Source organism: Dorea sp. AF36-15AT (assembly GCF_003477705.1).
Lineage (GTDB): Bacteria > Bacillota > Clostridia > Lachnospirales > Lachnospiraceae > Claveliimonas > Claveliimonas ammoniilytica.
Genome location: NZ_QUDV01000006.1, coordinates 57,210 through 80,873, shown reverse-complemented (window position 1 = coordinate 80,873; position 23,664 = coordinate 57,210). Strand labels below are relative to the sequence as shown.

Sequence of the window (23,664 nt, the reverse complement as noted above, 5' to 3'; positions counted from 1 at the left end):
TATCATCCTCCTATCTCAAATCCGTGTTATCTATCACATCACGTATCGCATCGATCAGCTGTCTGTTCTCTTCCTCTGTCTTTACTGCGATCCGATAATACCCTTTTGTAAGTCCCCGGTAATTACTGCAATTCCGGATCAGGATACCCTTTCTTTTCAATGGTTCCATCAGCTCCTGATCCAGATAGAATAACAGATAGTTGGCTGACGACGGATATACCTTACATCCCATGCTTTCCAGTTCTCCGACAAGCCACATTCTCTGTTCTGTCACATAACTTCTTACCTGTCTGCACCAGTCCGTTTCATCCAGTGCTGCGATTCCTGCTTCCTGCGCCGGGATCGATACGCCCCACGGCTGTCTGACTTCTTCCATGCGTTCCAGGAGATCTGTATCCGAACATAGTCCATAACCAAGCCTGAGTCCCGGAATGCCATACATTTTTGTAAACGAACGAAGTAAAAAGAGTGATTGAAACTGCCCGATATATGGCAGCATCGTCTCCGCTTCCTGGTCAAACGCAAATTCCCAGAAGCTTTCATCCACAACCATACGCGCATAATACTTCTCACACAGTTCCAGCGATTGCAGCAGAATATCTTTTGAAATTAGTACACCGGACGGATTATCCGGCATACAGAAGAAAACTATTCCAAGCCCTTCTTTTAATTCCTTCTCCAGACACACCAAAAACTCTTCATCCAGCCTGAATCCCTGTTCCGGATTCCGTTCCCACACAATCACCTGACTGCCTGCACTGCAAAGCGACTGTTCATATTCCTGAAATGCCGGTGCAAGGATCATCCCCTTTTCCGGCTTTTCTGCCAGCACCAGAGAAAATAACACATCTGCTGCACCATTTCCCGCAATTATCCACTCAACCGGAATCTTCAGTGTCTCTGCCAGCTTCTGCCGCAATCTCCTACACTGACTGTCTGGATAAGCTGTCACCATTTCCATCCCACGAATTGCTGCCTGGCGAACTGCTTCATTGGCTCCGAACGGACAGATATTTGCCGAAAAATCCAGCCGGTATTCAGTTGTGTAGATGTCTCCTCCGTGTGTATATTTCATGTCATACCTCTATTGTCAAAATACTCTTTAGAAAAACAGCCGGATGCCACCGAAGAGCAGAAATGTCAGCACTTCTGTTCCAATCATTAATTTCTCCGACCGTAGGATATCCTTTGGCTCAATGTTCCGGATTGGATCCCCGATTGTATCTTTCTCATGTTTTTTCCCAAAATACCAGGCATCCCCTGCAAGCTGCACCTGCAACGCACCTGCACATACAGCTTCCGTCTGCGCTGCATTCGGACTTGCGTGTTTTCTTCGATCCCTCTTCCAGATCCACAATGCATTCTTTCCATCCATCCCAAGCAGACAGGATGCCAGAATCATAAGCAGTGCTGAAATTCTTGCCGGAATAAATCCCGCCACATCATCCATTTTCGCCGCCACTCTGCCAAAATACAAATATTTTTCGTTCTTATATCCTAACATAGAATCCATGGTGTTGACTGCCTTATATACAAATCCAAGTATCGGACCGCCGATCAGCATATAAATTAATGGTGCGATCACCCCATCATTGGTATTCTCAGCCACCGTTTCCACCGCCGCCTTCGTCACGCCTTCCACTGTCAGATTCTCCGTATCCCTGCCGACAATCATCGATACTGCCAACCTTGCTCCTGACAAATCATCCTGTATTAATTTCTTATATACTTTTTTACTTTCTTTTCCGAGTGATCTTGCTGCCAATAGCTGATAGCACCAGAAACACTCCAACACAAATGCTGCACATGGGCTGAGCTTCTCTGCCAGATATAAAATTCCCATCGGCACTGCTGCTGATGTCAGGATCACAAGTATCCACAATATTCCTCCTGCGATCAATAGTTTCTTCTCATTCCCCTCCTGATCTCCGGCAAACTTCCGGAGTATCTTTTCCAAAAACGATATCCATTTGCCAATAATCCGCACCGGATGATACAGCCATACCGGATCTCCAAATATCCAGTCCAGTATCATACCGATCAGGCAGACACATAATATCTTCATCGTAATTTTTCTCCATCTATTATATCTATCTCGTGTAGAATCCGGACATTATAAAAAAGATGTACTCCCTTTTTCCACTCTTCCGGATCAATATCAGTTATATATCCATTGCCGTTACATACCTGCCAGTGGTAAAACGGTCTTTTCTCAGGATCAAATGCAGACAGCACCGCCATAATTGTCCCACCGTGCACTACCACACCTGCACGTTTACAGTCTTCCGCAATCAGTCTGCTGATCATATTCTCTGCTCCCTGTACGCAGCGCTTCTGAAAATCTTCCCGGTCTTCTCCTCCAGGGAATGCACCTGCACCACCGGAATCAAGCCAAGCCTGATATACTGGCTTGTTCTTCAGTTCTTCATATGTCTTTCGCTCATATTCGCCAAAATCCAACTCTCGCATCAGCGGTTCTGTCTCAAAAGGCATACTCGGCCAGATCCTTTCTGCTGTCTGCCTGCATCGGAGCATCGGGCTGACGGTCAGTGCATCAATCTTCGGATAGTCTTTCAGATCCTGCGGAATCATTTCCTCATCCAGTGGTTCATCCGTACTTCCTATATATTGTCTCTTACGGTTGCCTGGCGTCATAAAATGCCGTACCCATATAATCTCCATCTGCTACCTCCCAATGCAGGTCACTAAAATTCCGGTAAACATTGCAAGCTCTGCCGTCTCCAGAAAAAATCCTGCCAGATCTCCTGTTACGCCCCCAAACTGCTTCCGGCTCACCACTATATAATATAGAAATGCGATCATCACGCCAGTAACAGCTCCTGTCATTGCCCGTGCGTTCATCACTGCCATCATGATCACTGCTGCTGCCACATACAGACACATCGTAATCCTGACAACTTTTTTCTGTGCTCCGTCCTGAAACATCTTCAACAACCCACTATTTCTTGCCGCCGGAAATGTAACTACGCTGAACCCACTGAGTGCTCTGGAAAGGACAAAACTTACACCGCACACTCTCAGCACTTCTGCCGGAAGTTCACTCCATACTGCCACACTCCACATCAGATAACAACCCATTCCCAATATAGCAAATGCACCCGCATGAGAATCCTTCAGAATCTCCAACTTCTTTTCCCGGTCTCCCCAGGATCCGAGCGCATCCATGGTATCCATGAAACCGTCCATATGAATGCCTCCGGTGATTATGATCGGAATCAAGGTAAATACCACACCACGGAACAGACCGCCCACAGACGTCTTATCCAGCAGCCAACCTGCCAGATACATAACTACTCCGATGACAACTCCAATCATGGGAAAAAAGCACATGGCATATCGCATATTTTCTTTTTCCCAGTCCACTCTCGGAACCGGTATTCTGGAATACATCGATAATGCGATAAAAAATGAATTTATAATACTCATATATTTCTCCTGAATTACAATACCTTATACTGCTCTACCTTTATATCCTCAAATGTCCCCATATCTCCGTAGACTTTCAATCCCATCTCCAACAGGGGGATCACAGCAACTGCACCGCTTCCTTCTCCAAGACACATATCACAGGTGATGAGCGGTGACAGTCCGAGTTCATCTAATACATAATGAGCTGCCGGCTCTTTGGATACATGCGATGGGATCAGATAATCCGCCACAGCTGGAATCAAATGGACTGCACAAAGAGCTGCCACCCCGGATATAAATCCATCCAGCACGACCGGTATATGATAACGTGCTCCACCAATACAAAGTCCGCAGAGTCCTGCGATATCATATCCACCAACCGATGCCATCACCGTAAGCACATCCGCTTGCCGGAGATTATATCGTCCGATTGCATCCTCGATTACATGAATCTTACGCTTAAGACCATCATCATCCAGACCGGCTCCCTTCCCGGTCATCACTGCCGGATCACGGTTAAGAAGTACTGATGCCACTGCACTGCTGGTCGTTGTATTGCCAATCCCCATCTCGCCTGTCAGCAGAATATCATATCCCTCCTGCTTCTTCTCTCCGGCGATACGAATGCCGGTCTCGATTGCCTGCCAGAGCTGTTCTCGTGTCATAGCAGGCTCTTTTGCAAAGTTCTTCGTTCCATATGCAGTCTTTTCATTTTTTCTGGTTACATTCTTTACATCCGTGTTCATACCGATATCTACCGGATAAATGTCCACGCCAGCCACCTCTGCCATCAGACAGGCACTGGTCTCATGACGGCTGAAATTCTCTGCCACAATTGCCGTAACCTCCTGCCCGGTCTGTGTCACGCCTTCTGCCACCACACCATTATCGGCACACATGACAACCAATGCTTTCTTCTTAATTTCATAGCATGCAATCCGTTTTATCCCGGCAATCCGGGTAATCTGCTGTTCCAGCTTACCCAGGCTGAACAGCGGTTTCCCAACCTTCATCCATCGTTCTTTCGACAGTCTGACCACATCCTGATCAGCCGGCTGTATCTCTTCTTGTAATTCTTCTAATGTCATAGTTAGCTTCCTTTATCGTCTGGTTCCTTTTTTGGAATATTCTGTGCAGGCTTTCACATATCGTTCCACCAGTTCCGGGTGCGAGCGGTAATAGAGGTGTGGATAGCCTGCCATCAGATTCCCTTTCATGTGTATACACTGCCATCTTCTCTTCCCATCCGGCTTCACTGCCAGACAGCTATCTCCATTATCTGTACTGTCCCAGTGATGAAATTCATGCGCCCGTATCTGTTCGCCTTTCTTTAAAAATGCGCCATCCTGCTCTGCCTCAATAGTCGCATATCCGAAACGCACAAGTCTCCCCTGATTACTGCTCTCTGACGGAATAACTCCTGCCATACGATAACTGTATCCTTCCGCATCCGTCAGTCCATCCTGCAAATACTGAAACCCACCACATTCTGCAAGACATGGCATGCCGTCTGCGATCTTCTCCCGTATTTCCCTGCGCAAGCCTTCATTTTCCTCCAATCTGGCACCGTATAGTTCAGGATAACCGCCCCCGAGAATCAATCCACAACAGCCTTCCGGCAATGTCTCATCCTCCAAAGGACTGAATGGCACCAGTTCACATCCGGCCTGTTCCAGTAATTTCATATTCTCTTTATAGTAAAAGCAAAATGCTTCGTCTCTGGCAACAGCCACGCGCACCTTCTGCTTTCCATTCACTTCTTTTTTTATCAGATTCTCTTCTTCCAGGCACTCTGCCTGTTCTGCAATTTTCAGAATCTCTGGCAGATCGACTGTCTCTGCGATTGTCATTCCCGCTTCCTGAAGCTGACTTTTTAATCCAGTCAGCTCCTGCGGTGTTACAAGTCCCAGATGTCTGCTCTCCAATCGAAAGCATTCTTTCTCTGGAAGATACCCAAGGATCTTCACCTCCGGATGTCCCATATCCACAAGTCCATGATCCAGCATCTCTTTCATCCGCGGATAAAGCATCGGCGAAATACGGTTCAGGATAATGCCTCTGATATGGCTGTCCTTCTGATATTCCAGAAATCCTTTCAACAGTGCCAGTACAGAAGATGCCATCCCACGGCATGGAACAACCAATATGACCGGAAGCTCCAGTACCCCGGCAATATCCCATGCACTGCCATTCATACTTCCAAATGAAATACCATCATAATACCCCATAACGCCTTCCGTCACAACCAGATCAGCACCATTTCCATGATTCTGGTAGATCTCCCGCAGCTCTTCTTTACTGCTGAAAAACAGATCCAGATTTTCAGATTCTATCCCAAGCACTGTCCGATGAAACATCGGATCGATATAATCCGGTCCGCATTTGCATGCCCGGATATTTTTCCCCATCTGCCTGAATGCAGCCATCAGTCCACAGGCAGCAATTGTCTTGCCGCTGCCACTGGATGGAGCTGCCAGCAGGATTCCCGGTCGCTTTGTCATTGTTTTCTCTCCGTAATAATATACACCGGATTCTGTCCGGTCATCATATGATATCTTCCCAATACTCTGGACGCAGCCACGTTCATCTGAACAATCTCCGGATCTGTCAGCAATCCTGATCTGACTGCACACATCACTTCTTCTACTGTTTCTAAGGATATCGCATTGATCACTACGGTTACTTCTGGATTTTTCTCCTTCAACATACGGATAATGTCATGGAGATGTCCTGTGCTTCCACCAATAAATGCATGTGTAGGTGCCGGAAGTCCTTCCATTGCCTCCGGCGCACTTCCATGGATTACCTGAACCTGTGCCGCCCGAAACTTTCGTCTGTTTGCCCGGATTAGATCACACGCATCTTCTCGCTGTTCAATCGCATACACCTGCACCTGCTCCCCATGAAGTGCCGCCTCAATTGATACAGAACCTGTGCCGGCGCCAATATCATAAAAAACTGCCTCTCTGGTAAGTCCAAGCTTGGCCATACTGACTGCCCGGACTTCTGCCTTTGTCATCGGCACCACATGTCCTTCCTGACTGCGGATAAATGCGTCATCCGGCAAGTGAGCCGATACGGATTCCGCAGGATGCGGATTCTCAATCAACATGGTAGAAAGCTCTCCCAGATCTTCCGGCGTCAGTTCTCCGGCAGATATCGTTCGTATCGTTTCATCCCCATATGATAGACGGACACCTATATGACAGATCAGATCTTCTATACCATATTCCCGGATCTGTTCACAAAACTCCGTTCCGCTTTTCCTGTCCAGCAGAAGAAATGTCTTCGTATGATGATCGATGGCATAGATAATATTCTGATTCCTGCCATGGATACTGCGAAGAGCTGCATCTTCCCAGGATACACCAAGCTTCGCTGCCAGATAGACAACTGATGCGATCCCTGGTACGATATCGACCGGAATCTCAGCCTCCTTACATGCCTGCGTCAATGCCTTCGCACCACTGTAGAATCCCACATCACCAGACAAGACAATCGCCCATCTGCTATATTCCGGGTGTCCTTTTATAATCTTTATAATTTCCACAGATCGATACTCTGCAAACTTCGGTTTCTCTTTCGGGCATACTTCCAGAAGACGCACCGCTCCGATACAGGCATCTGCCTGCTCGATCTGGGTTCTTGCGTCCAGAGTCAGCATATTTTCATTTCCCATCCCGGCGCCGATAAGTACTGCACTACATCCGCTTTCGCATATTTTATCACACATTGCGATATCCTCTTGGTGTTACCATTTTCCCATTTAATTCTATTGTTTCCTGGTTTCCAATATATACAGTCGTGAACATGTCAACTTTTTTATTTCTAAGTTCTGCCAAACTCATAATCTCAGCGGACTCTCCGTCACGTCCGATATTGCGTACGATTCCACACACAGTCTCCGGTGCTTTATACTGCATCATCAGATCACATGCTTTCTGCAGATAATCCGCACGCTTTCTGCTAGACGGATTATAGAGACAGATTACAAGATCCGCCTTCGATGCCATAAGCAGACGCTTCTCAATCTTCTCCCAAGGAGTCAGCAGATCACTCAGACTGATCACAGCAAAGTCATGCATCAATGGCGCACCAAGTACTGCACCACCGGACAATGCCGCTGTCACGCCAGGAACCACCTCTATCTCGACATTCGGGTATTCCTGACCGATCTGATACATCAGACCAGCCATGCCATATACCCCGGCATCCCCACTGCATACCATTGCCACTTCTTTTCCTTTTGCAGCCTCTTCAAATGCAAGCTGACATCTCTGTGTCTCCTGACGCATCGGCGTTGTCAGATATTCTTTGCCCGGATACTCTTTTTTTAACAGGTCTGCATAGACTGTATAGCCCGCAATCACCTGACACCGCTCGATCACCTCTGCTGCCTCATAGGTCATGCTGTTCCGATTCCCCGGTCCCATACCGATCACATAGATCCGCTTATGTCCTGATACCTCTTTTTTCGCATGTGCACTCCGATATCCTGTAGAAAACTCCGGATGATACAGATCGCTTCTCCGATATTCACAATCCAATACATTCCCCACCACGATCAATGCCGTTCTGGTAATCTGATTTTCATCCGCAGTCTGCTTCAGCGTCCCAACCGTACAGCGGAACACTTTCTCTTCCGGCCAGGTCGCTTTATATACGATCGCTGCCGGGGTATCTTCCGTATATCCTCCGGCAAGTAATTCTTCCGTAAGCTTTCCGATCAATCCGGTACTTAAAAACAGCACCATGGTTGCTCCATGTTCTGCAAAGCTTCTCACAGATTCCTTCTCCGGAACCGGTGTACGTCCCGCCATTCTGGTGATAACCACCGACTGGGATACGTCTGGCAGGGTATATTCTGTCTGCAATGCTGCAGCCGCTCCGCTAAAGGAACTGACTCCCGGACACACCTGATACGTAATCTGTTTTTCATCCAACAGATCCATCTGTTCGCGAATCGCTCCATATAAAGAAGGATCTCCTGTATGCAGACGTACGACTTTTTTACCATCTTCCTCAGCCTGTACCATTGCATCAATCACCTGCTCCAATGTCATAAATGCACTGTTGCGGATTTCACAGCTTTCTTTGCAGCACTTTAATAATTCTGGATTCACCAGCGATCCTGCATAGATCACCAGGTCTGCTTCCATTAATAATCTCTGTCCCCGGACGGTAATCAGATCTTCTGCTCCAGGTCCTGCCCCTACAAACCAAATCATCGTTTTTCTCCTTCTTTTGCAATAATCAATGAATAATATCCCGCCTGTTCCGGGATCTCTTCCAGCGAATGATATATCTGTTCCTCTTCCATTCCACAGTTTGTAACCATCTGTATCTGACCGTCATACTTCTTCAGTTCTTCTTTCACCTGACCAATCTTACTTCCCGACTTCATCAGAATCTTTGTACCTGAAAGTTCCATTCCTTCGCTGATATCATAAGAACCCGGCAAGATATGAATTGAATCACCCATTTCTCCAAGCCCCGTCTTAAGCACTGCCGCCGCTGCGCAAAATGACGGTACTCCCGGTATCACACGCGTCTCATAGCCAGATGCTTCCACCAGTTTCTGTATGTACAGGAACGTTGAATAAATACTTACATCTCCCAATGTAAGAAATGCAACATTCTCTCCTTTGTCTAATTTCCTGCACACCTGCTCTGCACCTTCTGCATGCACCTGCTGTAATGCTTTCTTATCTTTTGTCATCGGCATAGAAAGAAATATAATTCTTTTCTTGTTAATATCTGGATATATTTTCCACACAATCTGATATGCTGTAATCTGTGTTTTATCTGCTGTACCAGACACTGGAAGTGCAATTGCATCACACTCCTTTATCACCTTTAAAGCTTTTATCGTCAGCAGTTCCGGATCCCCCGGTCCGACTCCTACGCCGTATAGTATACCTTTATCCATTATACATTCTTCTTTCTGCTCTGAATCTTCTGCGCAAGTCTGTCTGCATCAGAAGTCTTGCCAAGAATTCCCATTTCTTTGGAAAACATGACTGCACCAATCTCCAGTACGTCTCCTGCCCGGTGTTTCAGATGTTCCTCGATCTTAATCATCACTGTAGACATGACTTCTTTTAGTATACCTTCTTTTTCCAACAATTCCAATGCCGCCGTGGTGGTAATACATTCCATCAACTGACAGATCAGTTCTCTGGAGCCTCCTGCCATTGCAGCATGCGCTGCAAGAATCTCCATACGCCCATCTGCCTGTCTGGAATGTGTATTCATGATCCCGGCAGCCAACTTGATGAATTTGCCAATATGGCCTACCAGCAGAATTCCTTTCATCTGAAGCCGTACCGCATCATCAATCACTTCTCCTACATAATTACTGCATTTTACTGCAGCATCTTCCTGATACCCCAACGTATCATGCAGAAAATCTGATCCATAATTGCCCGGCACTACATAACAATAATCCATGCCATTCTCTCTGCGCACCTTCATTTCTACAAAAATCGTATCTGTCAGAGCTTTCTCGCTCATAGGTTCCACGATTCCGGTTGTCCCCAGAATTGAAATACCGCCCTCAATACCAAGCTTCGGATTAAATGTCTTCCTCGCAATCTCCGCGCCGTCCGGCACCCATATCATCACCCGGACTCCACAGTCAATCCCGGCTTTCTGAAGTTCTTCTTCTACTGCCTCACGGATCATCCTGCGTGGCACCAGATTAATCGCCGGATCTCCGATACTCTGTTCCAGCCCTTTCTGCGTCACGCGACCGATACCTTCACCGGCTTCTAATATCACTTTACTTTTTACTACATCGTCTTGTGCAAATGTCACCCTAGCATACACCAGTATACCGTTCGTCACATCCGGATCATCTCCGCTGTCTTTACGGATAGCGCAACTGACATAATTATTTTCTTTCACAATATCTTCCACTTCCAGATATAGGCGGATACCAGCAGGCGTCACTAACGATACTTCTCCAACCACTTCTCCAGACACCAGCATATGAGTAGCTGCCTTTGCTGCTGCTGCAGCACAACTCCCCGTTGTGTATCCGGTTCGAAGTTTTGTCTGATTCTTCCAGACTATTGATGTATTAGCCATCTCTATTCCTCCTGCTCATCCGCAAGCTGTCCTGCAATCTTCTGACACACCTCTTCCACACCGAAGCCTTCTTCTTCCGGCCTTCCCACAACGACAAGTACAGTCCCTGTCTCCATAGCCGCTTCATATTTTTCTTCAAATCCTCCGGTCTTGCCAGATTCTTTTGTTACAAAATAATCTGCTTCTGTCTGTCTGAGCATTGCGACATTCAATTCTTTGGAAAACGGTCCCTGCATAGCAATCAGATGCTTTCCGTCAAATCCAAGTTCCATACTCTTCTTCACCGATTCCCAGACTGATAATACTCTCACATAACAACGCTCTTGATAATCATCCAGTTCCGTATATAATCCCAGTTCTTTGCTTCCAGTAGAAATAAATATATTTCCTTTGGTGTTATTAAGATACTCTATCGCTTGTTTTACAGAGTCCACCCAGACCACAGTGCAGTCTGCATCACTGTTTGGCTCCATCTCCTCTGCCAAATGTTCCTCTTCCCTCAGGCAACGAAGATACCGTACCTCTGCCCGCTCACACGCTCGCTTAATGTTACCGGTTACAAGAACAGCAAATGGGTGCGTCGCATCTATCACCAGATCAATCTCTTTCTCACTCAGAAATGCTGTGATGTCATCCTCATCCATCCGTCCGGTAAGCAGATGAAGATGCTGATACTCCTCCAAAAGTCTGCCGCCATATTCAGTTGCCACGCTGACGTAGCTGTCCGCTACGGTATCATTCAGGTACTCCGCAATTCTTCTTCCTTCCGTTGTACCCGCAAATACTAAAATCTTCATGTACACTCCACCCTGTTATATCATCTGTATGTCTATGTATATTCTGTCACGATTTTATCATTTTCATAGGAAATACGCAACTCTCGCAAAAAACATATTGACATATGTATTTCGAAAGTATATCATTTATGTAATTTATATTTTCATTAACTATTTCCTAAGGCTTATATCTTTACATTTATTTTTCCTTTTGATATGATGTAATTACAAATAGTTATAGATTCGTATTGTATACATTATAAGAAAGGTGGTATGGAAAGTGAGTGATAATTTGACTAATCAGGAACTTTGTATTCTTCTGGAATCCATTCGCGCCCTGTTACAGACTGGCAACAGTGAACGCGCAGAAGAAATCATAACTAACGCGATCCAGCGCATAGACAAAACTCAGACTGTAAACGTCCTGTAATTTTCATTTGATTTTTCAACAAGTTCAACAATCACTGTACTTATCAACTGAGATATAAGCCTCATGAACAAGTTAATACCGCATTCCAAGAGAAACTGTCATCCTATCTAAGCGCAGTTTCTCCTGGATAATCTTTCCATCTTTTTCATCCTTCAGATAGTACTTTACTGCCCGTTCGCATACATTATCCACTCCGGTAACCTGCTGCACAAATTCTGAGCTGCTGCTTGCCTCTCCGGTACTCTTAAGCTGCTCTGAAGTGTACGTGATAAACGGAACCTTCCACTTCTCAGAAAGTTCATTCAACCCTCTTTCTTCTGCTTTCAGGTCAATGCTTACAATGGCTTCCAGCTGCCTCTGATCAATTCCATGCCGTGCAATCGTCTCAGATATGCCCTGTTCCAGGATCTGCATGGCAGTTCCTTTTCTGCATCCCACACCTGCTACAACATTACCGATCTGTAATACCAGAATTCTCTTTGAACTATCCTTAGTATCTGTGGATATACATACTCCATACTCATATTCATTCAGCATGTCTTTACTATCACACCATTTTAATTCAGTATACTGCTCCGTTTCTTTTATGGCTTTCTGCTTTAGAAGAGGATAACCATCTTCAACATAAATTCCTACAGATTCGCCTTCCAATACGGCAACCGAAATCAGCTTCGCTTTCTCCCTGTCTGCAATCTTCAGATAGTGGTCTCTCGCAAAGGCATCTACAGCGAACTTCCGCTGTACATCAGTAGCTGTCGTGATCACCGGAATGGCTCCCGTAATGTCTGCAATCTGCTCTGCCAGAGGAATGGCTCCGCCCATATGTCCGGACAATAATGGAATAATATGCTGTGCTTTCTCATCCATCACAAGTACCGCAGAATCTGTATATTTATCCTTCACACTCGGCGCAATCATTCGAACCGCAATACCGGCTGCTCCGATGAACAAGAAATCATCCACACCCCAATACTCCTGAATCCATTCCGGTATATTCTCCGGCAGATAAGTCAATTCTTCCTTTCTATCCAATATGCGTTTTGGCGCATAACCTGCACAAGAGTCATTATTTAGTTTCTTACATAACTTTTCATTTAATTCTATTCCTGTTTTTGTAAAACTTAAGATCCGAAGCATTAGCAATATTCTCCATAGTTCAAGTCGAACGTCCGTGAGACTTGGCGCGTGATTCTGGTCAGCGAAGCTGACATATTCCTATCAGAATCACTGCGCATCCTCGCGGAGCGTTTATCTCAGTCGAAGATTGGACTCCCACTGAGACAAATTTGCTATTACTCACCACCTGAAGAGGTGGGAATCTTCTCGACTGAGATAAATATTTTCCAATACAGTATAACATAAAATCGAGCAGGCTGACACCTGCTCGATCCTAAACAAACTTCAATATTTCATGCTTACTTGAAACATTTTTTAATTGTCGAAAATGCTCCTAAAGCTGTAAACAGATACAACATCGCAAGATCTTTATAATATGCTGATGCGACATCTCCAACTCTGATAATTTCTGGTGTTGCCTGAAATGCAGTGAAAAAATCCACGTCATATACATCTGCAACCGCAATTGCATAAGTAATCCAATTGCTGACATATATCATGACAATCATAATGATAAGAGTAATAATAATTCCCTTTTTACTCACTGTTTTTCCAAGCATCTGATAGCCGCGCAAGGCACATACTCCCATAACCACACCGCACAGTGCCGAAACGTAACCAAGCTGTCCTGTGATCACAATACAAATAACTCCGATCAATGTTCCTGCCAGGGCACCCACTGCACCCAGAAAGACATTTTCCTTTACTGGAGCCTGGACAGTTGCATTACCCCCTCCATAGCTATACTCCATGCTGCTTTGATAGTCTTTATTCTCTTCCATATTGCTTCTCCTTTAGATTTGAAAATCAATAAAATTTACTCTCATTATTATCTTATCATACTGCACTATATCTGACAATCGCAGAATTCCGCGACAGGCATCTTCACCCGGAAAGATACATTTCTAAATCATAAACATATAGTAAAGCCCTCATGCTATGCCACTTTTGCAAAACATGAGGGCCTATTTATCATCTGTAACTTCTGAAAAACTCTGCCAGACTGTTCAATGTCTTCACCAACACAGGTACTTCTTCCTGATCCAGTGCCTCTACCACTGCGTCTGTCATCTTTTTATGAAATTCTTCGTGATGATGGTATGCTTTTATCCCCTTTTCCGTCAGACGGATATACACCACTCTCCGATCTTCCTCACTCCGAATACGCTCTGTATACTTCTTCTTCACAAGGCTATTCATAGAAGTTGTCAGCGAACCAACGGTAATATTGAGCTTTTTTGCAATTGTAGACATATTATTACCTTCACCCAACCCAATTGCTTCGATAATGTGCATATCATTATTGGTGATATCTTTGTACTCTTCTGTAATAATCGCCTTCTCTTCCAGCTCCCATATTTCATTAAACAGATGAACCAGAATATCGTTAATTGCCTTGTATGTATCCAAATCCGTACTCCTCTTTCTTTTTTTCTATGACTATTTTAGCACGAAATATGTAAATATGCCAGTGCAAAAATCCTACATTCTGCGAAAACGTTCATACCGCTCTTCCACTAATTTAATGTCTGTTTTCTTCTGTTTTTCTTCCAGAAATCTATATATTTTTTGTTCCATCACATTCGTCACCTCGGAAAATGTATTTATATTTAACATTTCCGGTTCCTCTATGATCTGTTCAACCACACCCAGATTCATTAAATCTGCCGCTGTAAGTTTCATCACTCCCGCCGCTTCTTCAGCACGTTTACTATCCTTCCAGAGAATCGACGCAAATCCTTCCGGAGACAGGATGGAATATATAGAATTCTCTAACATCCACACTTCATCTGCTACAGCTAATGCCAGTGCGCCACCGCTTCCTCCTTCACCAATAACAATTGACAGGATTGGTACTTTGAGCGCAGACATCTCATACAAATTGCGTGCAATAGCTTCCCCCTGTCCTCTCTCTTCCGCTTCCAAACCACAAAATGCTCCCGGTGTATCCACAAAACAGATTACTGGCCGATGAAACTTTTCCGCCTGTTTCATCAGGCGAAGTGCCTTACGATATCCTTCCGGTGATGGCATTCCGAAATTATGTTCGATGTTTTCTTTCGTTGTACGCCCCTTTTCCTGTGCGATTACAGTTACCGGAATTCCGTGGAATCTGGCAGCACCTCCAATGATGGCTCTGTCATCTCCATAGTAACGATCACCCCGTTGTTCAGTAAAATCCGTAAAAAGTGCACGAATATAATCACTTCCGGAAGGGCGGTCTTTTGCCCTGGAAATCTGCACACGTTCCCAGGCTGTTTTTTCTCTGTCCCCATTCTTCTGGTGCATTGTTTCCAATCTACTATCTATAACTACTTTTTCACATTTCCTATTAACATGTAATCTTAATACGTTATATAGATATTTTTTTATATCTTTTCTTTCTACAACCGCATCTACAAATCCATGCGTCTGCAGAAATTCTGACCTTTGAAATCCTTCCGGTAATTTCTGATGGATTGTCTGTTCAATCACCCTCGGACCTGCAAATCCAACCAATGCCCCCGGCTCTGCAAGCGTAATATCACCTTCCATGGCAAAGCTTGCTGTCACACCTCCTGTAGTTGGATTGGTCAGAACTGTAACATATAATAGTCCTGCATCACTGTGCTTTTTAATAGCTGCCGATGTCTTTGCCATCTGCATAAGTGAAAGAATTCCCTCTTGCATTCTGGCGCCACCGGAACATGTAAAGAGAATCACCGGAAGCTGTTCTTCTTCTGCCCGTTCAAACGCACGGGTAATTTTTTCACCTACAGCCTGTCCCATACTGGCCATCATAAAACGTCCATCACAGACACCGAGTACTGTTTCTATTCCGCCGATCTGTGCTTTACCTGTAATTACCGCCTCTTTCAAACCAGTTTTTTCCTGCAGCATCTTCTGTTTTTCTGTATATCCGGCATAATGCAGAGGATTATTTCCCACAAGATCTTCATCCCATTCTTCGAAACTCCCCTCATCAGCAATCATATCGACACGCTGATACGCTGGTATCCGGAAATAATTACCGCACTTTGGACAGATACAGTCATTATTCTGTACTTCATCCGTAAAAATAGCCTCCTTGCAGACGTTACACTTACGAAGCAGTCCGTCCGGGACTTCCGGTTGCCTGTCATGCCCACGCAGCGCCGTATCATTTCTTCTGGTCTTCTTAAACATATTTTTCAGTTTCATGATTCTTCCTCACTGAGCCTGTCTATAAATTCAATATCGGTATCGCCTGACGCAAACCTGGGATGTCCAATCAGTTCATACTGATAATCTACATTGGTATCAATTCCCTCAATGATAATCTCACCTAGTGCACTCTGCATTTTCGCCACGGCCTCCTGACGATTCCGGGCATGTACAATAATCTTAGCGATCATGGAATCATAATACGGAGGCACTTCGTATCCGCTGTAGATGGCAGAATCAATGCGGACTCCTTTTCCGCCCGGCAGATAAATATCATGTATCTTTCCCGGAGATGGCCGAAAGTTCTTCTTTGGGTTCTCTGCATTGATCCGACATTCAATTGCATGTCCGCTCAGATGGATTTCTTCCTGTGTATAAGCAAGCGGCTCACCTGATGCAATCCGAATCTGTTCTTTTACAAGGTCAATACCGGTTACCCATTCTGTTACCGGATGTTCTACCTGAATTCTCGTATTCATTTCCATAAAATAAAATTTTCCATCCGGCTCCAGCAGAAATTCAATGGTTCCTGCATTTTCATACCCGGAAACTCTGGCTGCTGTCACCGCAGCCTTTCCCATCTGCTCACGAAGGGCTTCTGAGAGAGCCGGCGACGGGGATTCCTCCACCAGCTTTTGATGGTTTCTCTGAAGCGAACAGTCCCGTTCTCCAAGATGTATGACATGACCGTATTTATCCGCCAGTATCTGGAATTCGATATGTCTAGGCCGCTGTACAAAATGTTCCAGGTACATCGTTCCATCTCCAAATGCAGCTACTGCTTCTTTCTGCGCTGTACAAAATGCATGTCGAAGCTCTGTTTCATCTGCCGCCACACGCATACCTTTTCCACCGCCGCCAAGAGCCGCCTTCACGATCACCGGATATCCTACCTCTGCAGCAACAGGAACCGCTTCTTCCGGTTCATATAGTGCTTCTTTACTTCCTGGAATAACCGGAACACCTGCCTGGATCATCGTATTTCTTGCCTGTGATTTATTGCCCAGCCTCTCGATTGTATCTGCGTCAGGACCGATAAATGTGATTTGACACTGCTCACATAACCTGGCAAACTGACTGTTCTCTGACAGAAATCCAAAACCGGGATGCACTGCATCTGCCCCGGAAATGATTGTTGCGCTGATAATCCGCTCCATATTCAGATAACTCTCTGCGGATGATGCCGGACCGATACAGACTGCCTCATCCGCAAGCTGTGTATGTAACGCTTCCCGATCTGCTTCTGAATACACTGCTACGGTTTCAATTCCCATCTCTCTGCATGCGCGAATAATCCGTACCGCAATTTCGCCGCGATTGGCAATCAATACCTTCTTAATCATTATTCTGGCCAACCACAAAAGTAAGTTCTGCACTAACAACAACTTTGCCGTCTACACTTGCCACCGCTTCACCGACTCCCAATGGTCCTTTCTGTCTGATAATCCTGGTCTCCAGACGCACTTTATCCCCCGGTACGACTTTTCCTTTAAAGCGACATTTCTGAATCCCGCCAAAATAGGCAATTTTTCCTTTATTTTCCTCTTTTGAAAGAATAGCTACTGCTCCGGTCTGCGCTAATGCCTCCACGGTCAACACGCCCGGCATTACCGGTTCCTGTGGAAAATGTCCCTGAAAGAATTCTTCTCTGAAGGATACACATTTATATCCAACCGCATATTCTCCCGGCTCATAATCTTCAATATAATCCACCAACAGAAATGGATGTCTGTGTGGAATAATTTCTTCAATTTCCTTGATTCCCAGATGTCTCATCTCAGTCCTCCTGTATCTATATAATCCGAAATAATGGCTGACCATACTCTACGCTCTGTCCATTTTCAACATAGATCTCTGCAATCTCACCTTCGTACTCACTTTCGATGTCATTCATCAATTTCATAGCTTCTACAATAGCAAGTACCTGTCCCTGTTTTATCTTATCCCCGGTTTTCACAAACGGATCTGCATCTTCTGCCGGTGCTGCATAAAAGGTTCCTACCAGTGGTGATTTCACAATCTGTCCGATTGACTCTTTCTCTTCTTTCTGTATTTCAGCCGACGGTTTCAACGTCTGTGACATTTCCTCATTTTCTGCCACCTGCGTCATAATGACCGGCTCTTTTCCTTTTTCCAAAGACAACTTCGAACCGTTTTCTTCATATTCAAATTTGTCCAGGCTGGATCCGGATACTGCATCGATCAGCTGTAGTATCTGTTTCAGTTCCATTACTGTCACCTCTATCCCTTGTATTTTCTTACCAGTACAGTTGCATTATGTCCTCCAAATCCAAGAGAATTGGACATTGCAACATTGACTTCCTGCTCCAACGGTGAACCCAGTACATAATTCAGATCACATTCCTCATCTGTCTCTTTTGTTCCTACCGTCTGATGGATAAATCCTTCCTGAATTGATTTCACACAGACAATAAACTCTACACCGCCGGCTGCACCTAACAGATGACCGATCATTGATTTCGTTGAGTTCACAGCCACATGCGCAGCCGCACTTCCAAACGCCTCATGAATCGCCTTTGTCTCAAACAGATCATTGTGATGGGTACTGGTGCCATGTGCATTGATATAATCCACCTGTTCCGGTGTCACACCTGCTTCTTCCATTGCCAGAAGCATAGCCTTTGCTGCTCCGCTTCCATCTGGAATCGGAGAAGTGATATGATAGGCATCCCCAGTCGCTCCATATCCGCCAAGCTCTGCATAGATTCTTGCGCCACGCTTTTTCGCGTGCTCCAATTCTTCCAAAACCACCACACCAGCACCTTCTCCAAGCACAAATCCATCCCTGTCTTTATCAAACGGAATCGATGCTCGCATAGGATCTGTACTGGTGCTGAGCGCCGTCAATGCTGAGAATCCAGCCACTCCGGTCGGACAGATTGCGCTTTCCGTACCGCCTGCAAATATCACATCTGCATCTCCATACTGAATTGCCCGAAAAGCGTCTCCGATACAATGTGTACCTGATGCGCAGGCTGTTACTACATTCGTACATTTTCCTCTGGCACCCAGCTGAATGGATACATTTCCCGCTGCCATATTGGATATCATCAATGGAATCATCATTGGAGAAACTCTTCCCGGACCTTTTTCCACAATTTTCTCATGAGCCAGTTCCACTGTCGCAAGACTGCCAATTCCTGACCCGATAATCACACCTACACGGAACACATCTTCCTGTTCCATATCAATTGCTGCATCTTCTTTTGCTTCTAATGCAGCTGCCACTGCATACTGCGAAAACAATTCCATTCTTCTGGCTGCTTTTACATCCATACGCTCCCTGGCATTAAAATCTTTTACTTCTGCTGCAAGCTGTGCTTTATATCCTTCCGCATCAAATCTGGTAATTGGACCGATTCCTGTTTTACCAGTACGAATCCCTGTCCAGAATTCATCCACTGTATTTCCGATCGGGGTGACTGCCCCCAGTCCTGTTACAACTACCCGTCTTTTCATACTCTTCTCCTTCTCTACATGACCATGCCGCCATCAACATGAATCACCTGGCCTGTGATATAAGCCGCATCTTCCGATGCCAGAAATGCTGCTGCCTTTGCCACATCTTCCGGTCTTCCAAAATGTCCCAATGGAATCTGCCCTCTGGCTCCTTCTTTTACTGCATCTGATAATATCTCTGTCATCTCTGTATTGATGAATCCCGGTGCGATTGCATTGACTGTGATTCCACGGCTTGCCAGCTCTTTTGCAGCGGTTTTGGTAAGCCCGATCACACCGGCTTTAGATGCTGCATAATTTGCCTGCCCTGCATTACCTGCCACTCCGGATACAGAAGACAAATTAATGATTCTTCCGCTTCTCTGCTTTAACATCTGTCTGGAAACAAATCGCATACAGTGAAAGCATCCCTTCAGATTCGTATTGATCACCGCATCGAAATCTTCCTCCGACATCTTCATAAGAAGTCCATCTCTGGTGATTCCGGCATTATTAACCAATACATCTATCCGTCCTTCCTCTTTGATAGTATTGCTGATAAATGTCTCGCATGCTATGTAATCTGATACATCACACTGTACGGCTTTTGCCTGTCCGCCTGCTGCGCAGATTTCTTCTGCCGCCTGCTCTGCACGAACCTTAGAGCCACAGTAATTTAAAATCACCTTGTATCCTTTTTCTGCAAGTTCCATTGCAATTGCTCTTCCGATTCCTCTGGATGCACCTGTTACCACCGCTACTTTTTCTTCCATAACTCCTCCATAATTTGCTTTGAATCTTCCCAGGTATTTACCTGATATACCGTCACATTCCGATCGATTTTACGTAAAAATCCGGTTAAGGTTCTGCCTGGTCCGATTTCCACAAACGTATCCACGCCCTGTGCGATCATTTTCCGGATGCTCTGCTCCCAGCGCACCGGTGAATATACCTGTCTGGTAAGAAGCTCCCGGATCTTGCTGCTGTCTGTCACATACTCTGCCGTCACATTCGTTACATATGGGATCTTCAACTCACCAAGCTGTACTGTCAACAGCTCTTTGCCAAGCTTTTCCCCTGCACTCCGAAGCATCGGTGAATGAAACGGTCCACTGACATTCAGTGAAACTACCCGCTTTGCACCAGCCTCTTTCAATGTCTTGGATGCCTGTTCGATGCCTGCTGTTCCTCCTGTGATTACAATCTGCCCCGGGCAATTATAATTAGCTACCGTTACATTCACAATTGGTTCAATCACGGCATCAATCTGATCTGCATCCATTCCAAGCACTGCCGCCATCGCGCCTTCTCCTGTCGGAACTGTATGCTGCATCAGTTGTCCGCGTACTCGGACCAGGCGGATCGCATCCAACAGATCCATTGCACCTGCCTCTGCAATGGCACAGTATTCTCCCAGACTCAATCCTGCTGTCACGTCCGCTTCTGCTCCCTGTTCATTCAATACCGCAGTCATTGCAAGACAGGTTGTCACCATAGCTGCCTGCGTATATTCCGTCTGATTCAGCAAGTCATTTTCCTCAAAACATAATGCCCTCATATCCAGTTTGAGACATTCCGATGCCCGGTCATAGATATCTCTGGCAAGCGGACTGTTTTCATAGAAATCCTTTCCCATGCCAGCTTTCTGCGCTCCCTGTCCCGGATAGATAAATGCAATCTTACTCATAGAACCCTGAGCCTCCGATCAATTTATCTGTCTCGCAAGTCAGCTTTGTGATCAATTCTTTACAAGTCATTACCTCATGAGCCATCGACGCACACTGACCTGCCATAACACTTCCATTAGTTACATCTCCATCCACTACTGCCTTGCGCAGTGCGCCGAGTGTCAGCTGTTCCAGTTCTTCAAATGGAACTCCAGCCTGTTCCTTCTTCAGGTACTCTTTTACCATTGCATTGCGAAGGACACGGACCGGATGCCCGGTGGTTCTCCCTGTCACACGAGAATCAATATCTCTTGCCTTAATCAATGCCTGTTTATAATTCTCATGAACATTACATTCTTTTGTTACCACAAACTGTGTGCCCATCTGCACTCCTCTTGCTCCCAGCATAAAGGCTGCTGCAATTCCTCTGCCATCTGCGATTCCACCAGCTGCGATTACCGGTACAGATACTGCATCAACAATCTGCGGAACCAGTACCATCGTAGTCAGTTCTCCAATATGTCCCCCGGCTTCCGTTCCTTCTGCTACAAGAGCATCCGCACCACAGCGTTCCATTCTCTTTGCCAACGCCACGCTTGCCACTACCGGAATTACCTTCATACCGGCTTCTTTCCACATGCTCATATATTTTTCCGGACTTCCTGCACCTGTCGTTACAACTGCCACGCCTTCTTCTACCAGTACTTTCGCGATCTGATCGGCTTCCGGATTCATCAGCATCAGATTGACACCAAATGGCTGATCTGTCAGTTTCTTTGCTTCTCGCACCTGCTCTCTGACCCATTCTGCCGGTGCGCCTCCGCTTCCGATCAATCCAAGACCTCCTGCATTAGACACGGCAGCCGCCAGATGATAATCTGCCACCCAGGCCATGCCTCCCTGGATAATCGGATAACGAATTCCTAAAAGTTCTGTAATCTCTGTCTTCATATCACCCAGCTCCTATTTCTCAAGATAAGCAACTACATCTCCAATCGTTGCAATCTTCTCCAGATCCTCCGTTGGGATTTCCTTACCAAATTCCTCTTCCAGTGCCATTACCATTTCAAATAAATCCAGTGAATCTGCATCCAGATCAGCCTTGAATGAAGTCGCCTCAGTCAACTTCTCTGCTTCTGTTCCCAGTGTATCTGCTACGATTTCTTTTACTCTTTCTAACATAATTCTTATTCTCCTTCATATTTGTTCATTTCTAAGTTTTCTGTATCTATGTAATCCGGCTCCTTACCGGTAATTACCTTTCAATCATTTTTACCATTCTACAATGGATGCGCCCCACGAAAGACCTGCCCCAAATCCTGCCACTACAAGCTTCTGACCTTTTTTCAGCTTTCCTGACCGATTCATTTCATCCAGAAGAATCGGAATACTTGCAGAAGATGTATTTCCATATTCTTGAAGATTCATCGGAAATTTCTCAATTGGCTGTCTCAATCTTTTTGCCACTGCTTCCACAATTCTCCGATTTGCCTGATGCAGAACAAAATAATCAACATCCTCCATGAGCAGTTCATTTTTTGTGAGTACTTCACGAATCACCTCCGGCACTCTGGTTACCGCAAACTGAAACACTGCTCTTCCATCCATATGAATGTATCTGTCACAGGTCAGAGCTTCTCCCCTTTTTCCATCAGAATGAAAAGCCGGAAGATAGGCTCTTCCTTCTGCTGCCTTCAAAACTGCTGCTCCGGCACCGTCACCAAATAAAATACAGGTTCCTCTGTCGGTCCAGTCTACCAGCCTGGACAATCTCTCACTCCCGATCAATAATACTGTTCTGCACATATTACTCTGAATGTACGCCTGCGCTGTATTATACGCAAATATAAATCCTGTACATGCTGCCTGCAAATCAAAACAGACCGCACCCTCTGCGCCGATAGCCTTTTGCACTTCGCAGGCTGTACAAGGAAGCACTGCATCCGGTGACATCGTTGACACCACTATCATATCCAACTCTTCCGGTCGTATTCCTGTCTGTGCAAGCGCCTGTCTGCCTGCTTCCACTGCCATAGACACTGTGGATTCTGACTCTGCGATATGGCGTTTCTCTACGCCGGTACGCTCACGGATCCACGCATCATTCGTATCCACCATATTCGACAGATCATCATTATCCATGATTTTTACTGGAATACCGGATCCTGTGCCACATATCTTTCCTATCATCATATCCGCCTCTTTATTTACCTTTGTTTTCATATTATTTTGTTTTAAAATATTTTGACCTTCAAACAATATCATAATAAAAAAGATTTGGCAAGTACTTTTTTTGAAAGGCAGAAATGCTATTCTATTGTTATTTTTTACACAAAGAATCGTCTTTTTTATCTATAGCTTTGACATCCTTAATCGTATTTGTAATATTGCACAATTTTTTTCATTTGGTTTTGTATAATTCATACATTAAATGCATTGATATTTTCTGTATTTCAGTTAAAATAAAATCAGCAAAAGAAAAGATGATAAATGTTTAACAAAGGAAGGAGTTTGA

24 protein-coding genes are annotated in these 23,664 nt (G+C 45.3%); all 24 read right to left on the bottom strand.

Annotated elements, in window-relative coordinates:
* Positions 1 to 10: 10 nt before the first annotated feature.
* Complete coding sequence (locus DWZ93_RS09865; RefSeq protein ID WP_118452803.1) at positions 11 to 1,075, bottom strand: pyridoxal phosphate-dependent aminotransferase; 1,065 nt, start codon at positions 1,073 to 1,075, stop codon at positions 11 to 13.
* A 27-nt stretch (positions 1,076 to 1,102) separates the two neighbouring features.
* A complete protein-coding gene (gene cbiB / locus DWZ93_RS09860) occupies positions 1,103 to 2,065 on the bottom strand; it encodes an adenosylcobinamide-phosphate synthase CbiB (protein ID WP_118452802.1) in 963 nt (320 codons plus the stop codon).
* Positions 2,062 to 2,682, bottom strand: a complete 621-nt coding sequence (locus DWZ93_RS09855) for a histidine phosphatase family protein (RefSeq protein ID WP_118452801.1) — start codon at positions 2,680 to 2,682, stop codon at positions 2,062 to 2,064. Before DWZ93_RS09855 ends, cbiB begins: the two co-directional genes overlap by 4 nt.
* Positions 2,683 to 2,685: 3 nt before the next feature.
* On the bottom strand, positions 2,686 to 3,447 hold the full coding sequence (locus DWZ93_RS09850; protein ID WP_118452800.1) for an adenosylcobinamide-GDP ribazoletransferase: 762 nt from the start codon (positions 3,445 to 3,447) through the stop codon (positions 2,686 to 2,688).
* A gap of 14 nt (positions 3,448 to 3,461) precedes the next feature.
* Positions 3,462 to 4,517, bottom strand: coding sequence for a nicotinate-nucleotide--dimethylbenzimidazole phosphoribosyltransferase (gene cobT / locus DWZ93_RS09845; RefSeq protein WP_118452799.1), 1,056 nt, complete (start codon positions 4,515 to 4,517; stop codon positions 3,462 to 3,464).
* 12 nt (positions 4,518 to 4,529) lie between these two features.
* Positions 4,530 to 5,930, bottom strand: a complete 1,401-nt coding sequence (locus DWZ93_RS09840; protein ID WP_118452798.1) for a cobyrinate a,c-diamide synthase — start codon at positions 5,928 to 5,930, stop codon at positions 4,530 to 4,532.
* Positions 5,927 to 7,162 carry a precorrin-6Y C5,15-methyltransferase (decarboxylating) subunit CbiT gene (cbiT, locus tag DWZ93_RS09835; protein ID WP_118452797.1) on the bottom strand — a complete coding sequence of 412 codons (1,236 nt, stop codon included), beginning with the start codon at positions 7,160 to 7,162 and terminating at the stop codon, positions 5,927 to 5,929. Before cbiT ends, DWZ93_RS09840 begins: the two co-directional genes overlap by 4 nt.
* The gene (gene cobM / locus DWZ93_RS09830; protein ID WP_118452796.1) at positions 7,155 to 8,657 is read right to left on the bottom strand and encodes a precorrin-4 C(11)-methyltransferase; all 1,503 of its coding nucleotides are present in this window, start codon (positions 8,655 to 8,657) and stop codon (positions 7,155 to 7,157) included. Before cobM ends, cbiT begins: the two co-directional genes overlap by 8 nt.
* On the bottom strand, positions 8,654 to 9,358 hold the full coding sequence (cobI, locus tag DWZ93_RS09825; protein WP_118452795.1) for a precorrin-2 C(20)-methyltransferase: 705 nt from the start codon (positions 9,356 to 9,358) through the stop codon (positions 8,654 to 8,656). Before cobI ends, cobM begins: the two co-directional genes overlap by 4 nt.
* On the bottom strand, positions 9,358 to 10,518 hold the full coding sequence (gene cbiD, locus DWZ93_RS09820) for a cobalt-precorrin-5B (C(1))-methyltransferase CbiD (RefSeq protein ID WP_118452794.1): 1,161 nt from the start codon (positions 10,516 to 10,518) through the stop codon (positions 9,358 to 9,360). Before cbiD ends, cobI begins: the two co-directional genes overlap by 1 nt.
* A gap of 2 nt (positions 10,519 to 10,520) precedes the next feature.
* Positions 10,521 to 11,315, bottom strand: coding sequence for a precorrin-6A reductase (cobK, locus tag DWZ93_RS09815; RefSeq protein WP_118452793.1), 795 nt, complete (start codon positions 11,313 to 11,315; stop codon positions 10,521 to 10,523).
* 481 nt (positions 11,316 to 11,796) lie between these two features.
* A complete protein-coding gene (locus DWZ93_RS09810; RefSeq protein WP_118452792.1) occupies positions 11,797 to 12,861 on the bottom strand; it encodes a cobalt-precorrin 5A hydrolase in 1,065 nt (354 codons plus the stop codon).
* A gap of 278 nt (positions 12,862 to 13,139) precedes the next feature.
* The gene (locus tag DWZ93_RS09805) at positions 13,140 to 13,622 is read right to left on the bottom strand and encodes a hypothetical protein (protein ID WP_118382735.1); all 483 of its coding nucleotides are present in this window, start codon (positions 13,620 to 13,622) and stop codon (positions 13,140 to 13,142) included.
* Between the two features lie 190 nt (positions 13,623 to 13,812).
* The gene (locus DWZ93_RS09800; protein ID WP_118382736.1) at positions 13,813 to 14,250 is read right to left on the bottom strand and encodes a MarR family winged helix-turn-helix transcriptional regulator; all 438 of its coding nucleotides are present in this window, start codon (positions 14,248 to 14,250) and stop codon (positions 13,813 to 13,815) included.
* A gap of 72 nt (positions 14,251 to 14,322) precedes the next feature.
* A complete protein-coding gene (locus DWZ93_RS09795; RefSeq protein WP_118452791.1) occupies positions 14,323 to 16,020 on the bottom strand; it encodes an acetyl-CoA carboxylase carboxyltransferase subunit alpha in 1,698 nt (565 codons plus the stop codon).
* Positions 16,017 to 17,366, bottom strand: coding sequence for an acetyl-CoA carboxylase biotin carboxylase subunit (locus tag DWZ93_RS09790; RefSeq protein ID WP_118452790.1), 1,350 nt, complete (start codon positions 17,364 to 17,366; stop codon positions 16,017 to 16,019). Before DWZ93_RS09790 ends, DWZ93_RS09795 begins: the two co-directional genes overlap by 4 nt.
* On the bottom strand, positions 17,359 to 17,799 hold the full coding sequence (gene fabZ, locus DWZ93_RS09785) for a 3-hydroxyacyl-ACP dehydratase FabZ (protein WP_118452789.1): 441 nt from the start codon (positions 17,797 to 17,799) through the stop codon (positions 17,359 to 17,361). Before fabZ ends, DWZ93_RS09790 begins: the two co-directional genes overlap by 8 nt.
* Before the next feature lie 16 nt (positions 17,800 to 17,815).
* Complete coding sequence (gene accB / locus DWZ93_RS09780; RefSeq protein ID WP_118452788.1) at positions 17,816 to 18,253, bottom strand: acetyl-CoA carboxylase biotin carboxyl carrier protein; 438 nt, start codon at positions 18,251 to 18,253, stop codon at positions 17,816 to 17,818.
* 11 nt (positions 18,254 to 18,264) lie between these two features.
* A complete protein-coding gene (gene fabF / locus DWZ93_RS09775) occupies positions 18,265 to 19,503 on the bottom strand; it encodes a beta-ketoacyl-ACP synthase II (protein ID WP_118452787.1) in 1,239 nt (412 codons plus the stop codon).
* A 14-nt stretch (positions 19,504 to 19,517) separates the two neighbouring features.
* Entirely contained in the window at positions 19,518 to 20,255 is a 738-nt protein-coding gene (gene fabG / locus DWZ93_RS09770) for a 3-oxoacyl-[acyl-carrier-protein] reductase (RefSeq protein ID WP_118452786.1), read from the bottom strand.
* Complete coding sequence (gene fabD, locus DWZ93_RS09765; RefSeq protein WP_118452785.1) at positions 20,240 to 21,169, bottom strand: ACP S-malonyltransferase; 930 nt, start codon at positions 21,167 to 21,169, stop codon at positions 20,240 to 20,242. The genes fabG and fabD overlap by 16 nt, the downstream gene beginning before the upstream one ends.
* A complete protein-coding gene (gene fabK, locus DWZ93_RS09760) occupies positions 21,162 to 22,100 on the bottom strand; it encodes an enoyl-[acyl-carrier-protein] reductase FabK (RefSeq protein WP_118452784.1) in 939 nt (312 codons plus the stop codon). Before fabK ends, fabD begins: the two co-directional genes overlap by 8 nt.
* 12 nt (positions 22,101 to 22,112) lie before the next feature.
* Positions 22,113 to 22,331, bottom strand: a complete 219-nt coding sequence (gene acpP, locus DWZ93_RS09755) for an acyl carrier protein (protein WP_118382744.1) — start codon at positions 22,329 to 22,331, stop codon at positions 22,113 to 22,115.
* 90 nt (positions 22,332 to 22,421) lie between these two features.
* Entirely contained in the window at positions 22,422 to 23,339 is a 918-nt protein-coding gene (locus DWZ93_RS09750) for a beta-ketoacyl-ACP synthase III (RefSeq protein WP_118452783.1), read from the bottom strand.
* Positions 23,340 to 23,664 lie beyond the last annotated feature (325 nt).

What these genes read in the sequence shown, in the direction of transcription:
- DWZ93_RS09855 (WP_118452801.1), bottom strand. Translation starts at nt 2,682, where the DNA reads ATGGAGATTATATGGGTACGGCATTTTATGACGCCAGGCAACCGTAAG.
- cobK (WP_118452793.1), bottom strand. Translation starts at nt 11,315, where the DNA reads ATGAAGATTTTAGTATTTGCGGGTACAACGGAAGGAAGAAGAATTGCG.
- DWZ93_RS09805 (WP_118382735.1), bottom strand. Translation starts at nt 13,622, where the DNA reads ATGGAAGAGAATAAAGACTATCAAAGCAGCATGGAGTATAGCTATGGA.
- cobI (WP_118452795.1), bottom strand. Translation starts at nt 9,358, where the DNA reads ATGGATAAAGGTATACTATACGGCGTAGGAGTCGGACCGGGGGATCCG.
- DWZ93_RS09795 (WP_118452791.1), bottom strand. Translation starts at nt 16,020, where the DNA reads ATGAAACTGAAAAATATGTTTAAGAAGACCAGAAGAAATGATACGGCG.
- DWZ93_RS09810 (WP_118452792.1), bottom strand. Translation starts at nt 12,861, where the DNA reads ATGCTTCGGATCTTAAGTTTTACAAAAACAGGAATAGAATTAAATGAA.
- accB (WP_118452788.1), bottom strand. Translation starts at nt 18,253, where the DNA reads ATGGAACTGAAACAGATACTACAGCTGATCGATGCAGTATCCGGATCC.
- fabZ (WP_118452789.1), bottom strand. Translation starts at nt 17,799, where the DNA reads ATGAGACATCTGGGAATCAAGGAAATTGAAGAAATTATTCCACACAGA.
- fabK (WP_118452784.1), bottom strand. Translation starts at nt 22,100, where the DNA reads ATGAAGACAGAGATTACAGAACTTTTAGGAATTCGTTATCCGATTATC.
- DWZ93_RS09750 (WP_118452783.1), bottom strand. Translation starts at nt 23,339, where the DNA reads ATGATAGGAAAGATATGTGGCACAGGATCCGGTATTCCAGTAAAAATC.
- cbiT (WP_118452797.1), bottom strand. Translation starts at nt 7,162, where the DNA reads ATGTGTGATAAAATATGCGAAAGCGGATGTAGTGCAGTACTTATCGGC.
- DWZ93_RS09850 (WP_118452800.1), bottom strand. Translation starts at nt 3,447, where the DNA reads ATGAGTATTATAAATTCATTTTTTATCGCATTATCGATGTATTCCAGA.
- fabG (WP_118452786.1), bottom strand. Translation starts at nt 20,255, where the DNA reads ATGGAAGAAAAAGTAGCGGTGGTAACAGGTGCATCCAGAGGAATCGGA.
- cobM (WP_118452796.1), bottom strand. Translation starts at nt 8,657, where the DNA reads ATGATTTGGTTTGTAGGGGCAGGACCTGGAGCAGAAGATCTGATTACC.
- DWZ93_RS09865 (WP_118452803.1), bottom strand. Translation starts at nt 1,075, where the DNA reads ATGAAATATACACACGGAGGAGACATCTACACAACTGAATACCGGCTG.
- fabD (WP_118452785.1), bottom strand. Translation starts at nt 21,169, where the DNA reads ATGAGTAAGATTGCATTTATCTATCCGGGACAGGGAGCGCAGAAAGCT.
- acpP (WP_118382744.1), bottom strand. Translation starts at nt 22,331, where the DNA reads ATGTTAGAAAGAGTAAAAGAAATCGTAGCAGATACACTGGGAACAGAA.
- cobT (WP_118452799.1), bottom strand. Translation starts at nt 4,517, where the DNA reads ATGACATTAGAAGAATTACAAGAAGAGATACAGCCGGCTGATCAGGAT.
- DWZ93_RS09840 (WP_118452798.1), bottom strand. Translation starts at nt 5,930, where the DNA reads ATGACAAAGCGACCGGGAATCCTGCTGGCAGCTCCATCCAGTGGCAGC.
- cbiB (WP_118452802.1), bottom strand. Translation starts at nt 2,065, where the DNA reads ATGAAGATATTATGTGTCTGCCTGATCGGTATGATACTGGACTGGATA.
- cbiD (WP_118452794.1), bottom strand. Translation starts at nt 10,518, where the DNA reads ATGGCTAATACATCAATAGTCTGGAAGAATCAGACAAAACTTCGAACC.
- fabF (WP_118452787.1), bottom strand. Translation starts at nt 19,503, where the DNA reads ATGAAAAGACGGGTAGTTGTAACAGGACTGGGGGCAGTCACCCCGATC.
- DWZ93_RS09790 (WP_118452790.1), bottom strand. Translation starts at nt 17,366, where the DNA reads ATGATTAAGAAGGTATTGATTGCCAATCGCGGCGAAATTGCGGTACGG.